Below are 6,274 nucleotides of genomic sequence, written 5' to 3' on the forward strand. Positions count from 1 at the left end.
TAGTGTCCCAGATTGCTTAAAAATATAAGAGAAACGCGGAGTCACGATTTATTAATCACTCTTACATTTCCCATCGACACTGTTAGTATAACAATGAATTTTTTACAATTCAAGAAAAAACTCACTGATTTTAAAAATACACTAACTTAAGTAAAAAGGTTTTTATTTAGACTGATATTTTGATATAATAGTGTTTGTGTATTCGGGTCCTTAGTGTAATGGATCGCACGTAAGATTCCGGTTCTTGAAATCTGGGTTCGACTCCCAGGGGACCCATCAAAAAAGCTCATAATCGTACAACCGCGATTATGAGCTTTTTGTTTTTGACTATTTTTTCTCCTGCACAATGTAAATTGGTCGTTCTTTAACCTGCAAGAAGATTTTGCCAATATATCTTCCAATAATACCAATGCACAATAATTGTAAGCCACCAATTAATAAAATACTGCTTACCAGTGATGCCCAGCCTAATACTGCAGCATCTGGATTGAAAGCATGACGAATGATAACAGCTATAAAGCCAATGATCGACACTAATGAAGCAAAACTGCCAATCCAGACCGCAATATTTAAGGGAGCAAGCGAGAAGTCGGCAATTCCATCTGAAGCATATTTGAATAATTTCCATGCGCTCCAATCACTTGTACCGGCCACTCTTTCGACATTATGATAATCAAGATATTTTATTCTAAATCCGACCCAAGAAAAAATCCCTTTAGAAAAACGACTATATTCACGCATTTCTAACACAGCATCAACCACCTGTCTCGTCATCATTCGATAATCACGCGCACCGGAAACAATCTGGGTATTAGAAATACGATTAATAAACTTATAAAATTGATCGCTCAAGAAAGACTTAATCTTGGCCTCACCAGTTCGATCTACCCTTCTTGTTCCAATACAGTCCCATTCTCCTGACTCCAAAAGCTTATACATTTTAGGCAAGAACTCTGGCGGATCCTGCAAATCGACGTCCATGTCAACGATATAATCGCCAGTAGCATTTTTAAGACCAGCATATAAGGCTGCTTCTTTGCCAAAATTGCGCGAAAAGGACAAATAATGAACTTCTTCCGGATGTGCTTTATGCAGCTTGCGCAATTCATTTAAAGTATTATCTGTTGAACCATCATTGACGAAAATATACTCAATTTCCACCGGCATCTTTTTGACAACCTTTTCAACTGCCGGATAAAACAGCGGAACAGTTTCTTCTTCTTCATAGCAAGGAACAACAATTGATAACTTCTTCATTAATTTGCCTTCTTTATATACTTAAAAATACCAAAAGCCAATAAACTTAACCAAGCTAGAATGCTTAGATATAATAAAAGCAAAAACCAAATTGGCGTCTTGAAGTGCAATGTAGCAACATTTTCGCCAGCTTTCTGTGTAATTGTCGGACTGCCGATTCTGCTTAATTGCGTTTTGATTTTTTTACCATTTACAGTTAGTTCAGATTGTTTATAAAGCACTACTGGCAATTTTATCTTGCCTGCTTTTTTTATTTTACCATTTGAGCTGCAAGACACCGCCACTCAAGACTTGATAATGAAACTTGCCGCTCAAATCCAGCTCGACAATCTCACGCACATAAGCATTATCAACCTTTTTAGCAGATATTTTGCCATGGTATGTCGGCAGATAATCTGGATTTACTTTGATGATCAAATCAAGCCACGCGGGCCGTTTGAACGAAGGCTTGACCATGCTCAGTATTGCTGACGCCGAAGGTTCGATATTTATTTTTGAGACCTTGGACATAATTATAATGGCTAGCGTGCAAAGCTTGATTATTCTCGCCAGACTTTGCGTTTTTTACCGTATAAACCCGGCTCTGATTAAGAGCTGTATGCTGAATGATCCGGGAATAATTTGCACCAAAATTTTCAAAAATTACAAAAGCAAGACCGGCGTAAGCGACCTTCTACCAAGCCTGATATTTGCTTAATTCCGTCAAGCTTAAAGCAATTCCCAATTCTAATAACGGATAGGCAATGATTAAAAGTCGATGCGGAAATTGCAAATACGATTTTAAAAATGGCATTTGCTTTGCTCAAAGCCTGCCAATTGATTAAACAAGTAGAAAGAATGAAGAAGATTCTAACCTCAATTGAAACGATAAAATTGAGCTTATTTGTCTTAAATATAGTCAGAGCATTACCAGCAGCATCCCGCCCCAAGCAATCAAATTTGTATGATCAAATCATGCTTGAATTGAACCAATTTTAATGTATAAAACTGCCACCATCACGCTAGCAATTTCGTTAGCTTTAGCCTTTCGTGCCAGGAAATACATACCTGTGCCTGCACCTATGCACAGAATGAAGTAAGTTAAAATCTGATAGCGAAACAAGCTGCCGCAAATTAACAGCAAAAAGCCATTAAAGTAGGCAAAAACGGCCCGTACATTGCATTGATTATTCGTCCGCTATGATTAAAGGCAAAGTTGGCCTGAAAATAGGAAAAATGGCCTGTTCTTATTTACTCTTCCGCATCATAAAAACGATTGTAATGAAAAATCGTATCGATATCGATTACTAATTGTCCGTTGGACAACTGAATTTCTGCAAGCAAAAGCGTTGCTAAAATAATAATTAGAAAGGGCCAGGTTCTATTCAAAAATTGATTCAACTGAATTCTTTTGCTCATCTTGTTATCTTTGTCACTTTCCTACTTCTTGAAGGTAATTGCTTTATTAACAACAAATTGAATTAAAGTTGCAATAATGGTTGAGACGATCTTTACCACTAATGCGTTTTGACCTAACAGCGTTACAAAAATGAAGATGCATGCTGTTGTAAACAGTGTCGTGATTTGTCCTACTAGATAATATTCAACAAACCGCCGCCACATATGATCATTCACTTTGAAGTTGGTATAAAGTTCCAGAAAAAATTATTGATTAAGCCGCAACTTGAAGAAATAAAATTTGCCAGTTCAGGATTGATTTTTTAGACAAATCGCTAATAGCCAATATATGCCGAAATCAACGACCAAGCCTAAAACTCCAATCAAGCCATATTTAATTAGTTCAATAAAGCTTTCACTTCTTATTAGTGAAGCAACTTGTTGTTTCTCATCACTATATCCTACTTGCTATTCTTGTTAGTTTTTACGTTAGTATTTATGATAACCTATTTTAGTCAAAATTTGCATTACATTTAAAAAGCAAAACTTTTTTATGCATTTTAAATATGGAAACAAAAAAGCTGTCCCAAATAGGACAGCTCATTTAATTAAAAAAACTGATTTGCAGTACCTGAAGTTAATTCAGCTCTTTGTGCAAATTGAACATAAAGCTTAGAACCACTTGCAGAAATTCCTTCGATTTCTCGACGAACATTGAAGCGGTAATGTTTTTCTGCAGTACCATTTTCTGCGACCTTAAAGATATTATCGTTAAAGCCTACGTAGAAGTGACCATTGCCATAAGCAAAACCTTGAACAGGAGCACCGTTCTTCACAAAATTGTCTTCAGTTGCATGCCAAACGTCATTGCTTAAAGTAAGCTTCCAGTATTCATAGTAGCTATTGCCACCATTATGGAACAAAGCATACATTGTACCATCACCACTGAAAGTTGCGTTGTGGATGTAACGGTTATCTGCGATTTGGAAAGTCCAGATCTTGTTGATCTTCATATCGCTATTGCGGATTTGCAAAATTTCTTCTGCACGATTGCCTTTTCTATAATTATTATCATTAGCCATTACATAAATATAAGCACTGGATGAACCTAAAGACTGACCATGACCCAATTTAATATACGGTGAAACCTTGATGTTCTTAGCATAGCTCTTAAAAGTGCTCCATTTCATGGTAGTCAAATTCTGTGCAGCAGTTTTGCTCTTAAGTGCATTTAAGTTATAGGAAACCAAGTGGCCATATTGACTGGATGAGCTAGTGAACGTTGAAGTAGTGAAAATGCCACCATTAACAGTCATACCTTCCGGAATAACGCCAACTTGACCCATTGTGTCTGCAGCTTGGTTGTAGCCTAAACTTACAAACCGTGGCTGGAACAATCTTGTCTTCAATGTCAAACCGTTGCTCTTAAAAGTATTGCCAGTAGTTTCTGAGCGATAACCGTGTGCACTGTTCCAATTTCTTGAAGAGCTCTTCGATGATCCCTTCCATGGACTAACTTCGGTAAGGCCTTTTTTAACTGAAGCGGATGGTGAAGCTGGATAATTTTGGTGAACATTTACTTGCACTGAAGCTTGTGCTTTACCGTAACTATACTTTACAGTTGTTGATTTTGAAGAGACGCTACTTTGAGAAACATTGACCTTGCTTGGATTAATGGCCGTACCTTGGCTGTCAGTAACGTAGTTAATTGCGTCTCTAGTTGGGAATGAATAGCTTGATCCACTGACTAAATCAATGGTAGAAATGTATTTCTTAGATTGAATTTGGCCATTCTTAAAATATTTAGTGGAAGTAAATTTCCCAGATGGACCATTTTTAGTTACGCGATGATAAATTGTATAGTTGCCTGTACCTGCAATTTTAGTCACAGCTTTGCTGTAGCTTTTAGCAGAAACTGTTTCATTGCTTGCGATACCTACTGAACTTGTTAACAAAATACCTGCTGCTATGGCAGCAAATTTCCATTTACTTTTCATTCATATTTCTCCAAAGCAAAAGAAACTAATACTCTAGTATTTTAGTTTCGTTTATTAATTACTAGTTTTTTATTAGAAGAATATTAATGCAGAAGTATTTTATATATATATGTAGAGTATAATATAAAAAGTTCACAATTGTTTTTAGATATAGGAGATATTTATGGTAGAAATGGAAAATAATCCAAAAAAAATGATGTGGACTACCTTAGCAATGATGGCCTTCTCAACTGTCTGGGGCTTTGGTAACGTTGTTAATGGTTATGTCTACTTCGACGGAACAAGAGTTATTTTCAGCTGGATCGTCATGTTCCTGCTTTATTTTGTTCCTTATGCACTAATGGTTGGTGAACTTGGTGCTACTTTTAAAAACTCCGAAGGTGGTGTTTCCTCATGGGTTACCGCCACAATGGGTGCCAAATGGGCCTACTATGCAGGTTGGACCTATTGGGCTTGTCACGTTGTTTATATTTCAAGTAAAGGTACCGGTGGTTTGAGAGCCATGGCTTGGGGCATTTTTGGCAATACTAATTGGTATGATGCCTTGCCAACCTTTACCACACAATTAGCCACCTTAGCTGTCTTCTTATTTTTCTGCTGGGTTGCCAGTCGTGGTATTCCTGTTCTTAAAGGTTTAGCCACAGTTGCCGGAACTTCAATGTTTATCATGTCAATTCTATTCATCATCATGATGTTTGCAGCTCCTGCACTTAATCCACATGCTTCTTATTACAGCATTAACTGGAATTGGAAGAATTTGATGCCAACTTTCAATGCTAAATACCTAACCTCACTATCCATCTTGGTATTCGGGGTTGGTGGCTGTGAAAAGATTTCTCCTTATGTAAATAAGGTTAAAAATCCTTCAAAGAACTTCCCTAAGGCAATGATGGCCTTAGCGATTATGGTTATGGTATCCGCTATTTTAGGAACATTTGCTATGGCTTTGATGTTTGATCCTAAAGTTGTTAACAACAACTTGAACGAATACATTTCTAACGGTGCATATATGGCCTTTGATAAATTGGGACAATACTACCATGTTGGCGGCTTATTCATGTACATCTATTCTTGGTGCAACGTTATTGGTCAGTTCTCTACTTTGGTAATCAGTATCGATGCGCCACTTAGAATGCTTTTGGGAAGCAAGGAAGCAAAAGAGTATATTCCTAAGCGCTTGTTGAAACTTAACAAACATGGTGCATATATCAATGGTATCTGGATGGTTATCATCCTTTCTGGTGGCTTAATCGTAGCCCAAGCTTTGCTTCCAAATGCTCAAGCAGTTATGGCTCAACTGGTTAAATTGAACTCAACTACAATGCCAATGCGTTACCTTTGGGTATTTGCAGCCTACATTGCGTTAAGAAAGAAACAACAAAAATTTGCTAAAAACACTACTTATCAGATGACTAAGCATCAAGGCTTAGCCTACACAGCCGGAATTTGGTGTTTCTTTGTTACTGCAGCCTGCTGTATCATGGGAATTTACTCACCAGATCCATTTACCTTGTTCTTAAATATCATTACGCCAATTATCTTGATCGCTTTGGGTATTATCTTGCCTGCTATCAAAAAGCATCAAGACGCCAAATTAAGTTAATCATATTTAGAATAATTATAAATAAAACCGTCCCTTTTCG

6 protein-coding genes, 1 tRNA gene and 1 pseudogene are annotated in these 6,274 nt (G+C 37.1%); 2 read left to right on the plus strand and 6 right to left on the minus strand.

Going from position 1 to position 6,274, the window contains the following annotated elements:
* Positions 1-204 precede the first annotated feature (204 nt).
* Positions 205-276 (plus strand) — tRNA-Arg (locus HMPREF0493_RS04855).
* A 51-nt stretch (positions 277-327) separates the two neighbouring features.
* On the opposite strand, the gene HMPREF0493_RS04860 is transcribed toward HMPREF0493_RS04855, so the two are convergent.
* From HMPREF0493_RS04860 to HMPREF0493_RS04885, 6 genes and pseudogenes are all read right to left on the minus strand, one after another.
* Positions 328-1,257: a glycosyltransferase family 2 protein gene (locus tag HMPREF0493_RS04860; protein WP_006352185.1), complete on the minus strand. Its 930-nt coding sequence runs from the start codon at positions 1,255-1,257 to the stop codon at positions 328-330.
* Positions 1,257-1,487 carry a hypothetical protein gene (locus HMPREF0493_RS04865; RefSeq protein WP_040457246.1) on the minus strand — a complete coding sequence of 77 codons (231 nt, stop codon included), beginning with the start codon at positions 1,485-1,487 and terminating at the stop codon, positions 1,257-1,259. Before HMPREF0493_RS04865 ends, HMPREF0493_RS04860 begins: the two co-directional genes overlap by 1 nt.
* A 25-nt stretch (positions 1,488-1,512) precedes the next feature.
* Positions 1,513-1,713 carry a hypothetical protein gene (locus HMPREF0493_RS04870; protein ID WP_006352187.1) on the minus strand — a complete coding sequence of 67 codons (201 nt, stop codon included), beginning with the start codon at positions 1,711-1,713 and terminating at the stop codon, positions 1,513-1,515.
* Between the two features lie 774 nt (positions 1,714-2,487).
* A complete protein-coding gene (locus HMPREF0493_RS08620) occupies positions 2,488-2,655 on the minus strand; it encodes a hypothetical protein (protein ID WP_006352191.1) in 168 nt (55 codons plus the stop codon).
* A 21-nt stretch (positions 2,656-2,676) separates the two neighbouring features.
* Positions 2,677-3,060: pseudogene (locus HMPREF0493_RS09400) on the minus strand (GtrA family protein).
* A 182-nt stretch (positions 3,061-3,242) separates the two neighbouring features.
* The gene (locus HMPREF0493_RS04885) at positions 3,243-4,631 is read right to left on the minus strand and encodes a hypothetical protein (protein ID WP_006352193.1); all 1,389 of its coding nucleotides are present in this window, start codon (positions 4,629-4,631) and stop codon (positions 3,243-3,245) included.
* Between the two features lie 163 nt (positions 4,632-4,794).
* Between HMPREF0493_RS04885 and HMPREF0493_RS04890 the strand changes: the two genes are divergently transcribed.
* Positions 4,795-6,234: an APC family permease gene (locus HMPREF0493_RS04890; RefSeq protein WP_006352194.1), complete on the plus strand. Its 1,440-nt coding sequence runs from the start codon at positions 4,795-4,797 to the stop codon at positions 6,232-6,234.
* Positions 6,235-6,274 lie beyond the last annotated feature (40 nt).

Origin of the sequence: Lactobacillus amylolyticus DSM 11664 (assembly GCF_000178475.1) — a bacterium.
Lineage (GTDB): Bacteria > Bacillota > Bacilli > Lactobacillales > Lactobacillaceae > Lactobacillus > Lactobacillus amylolyticus.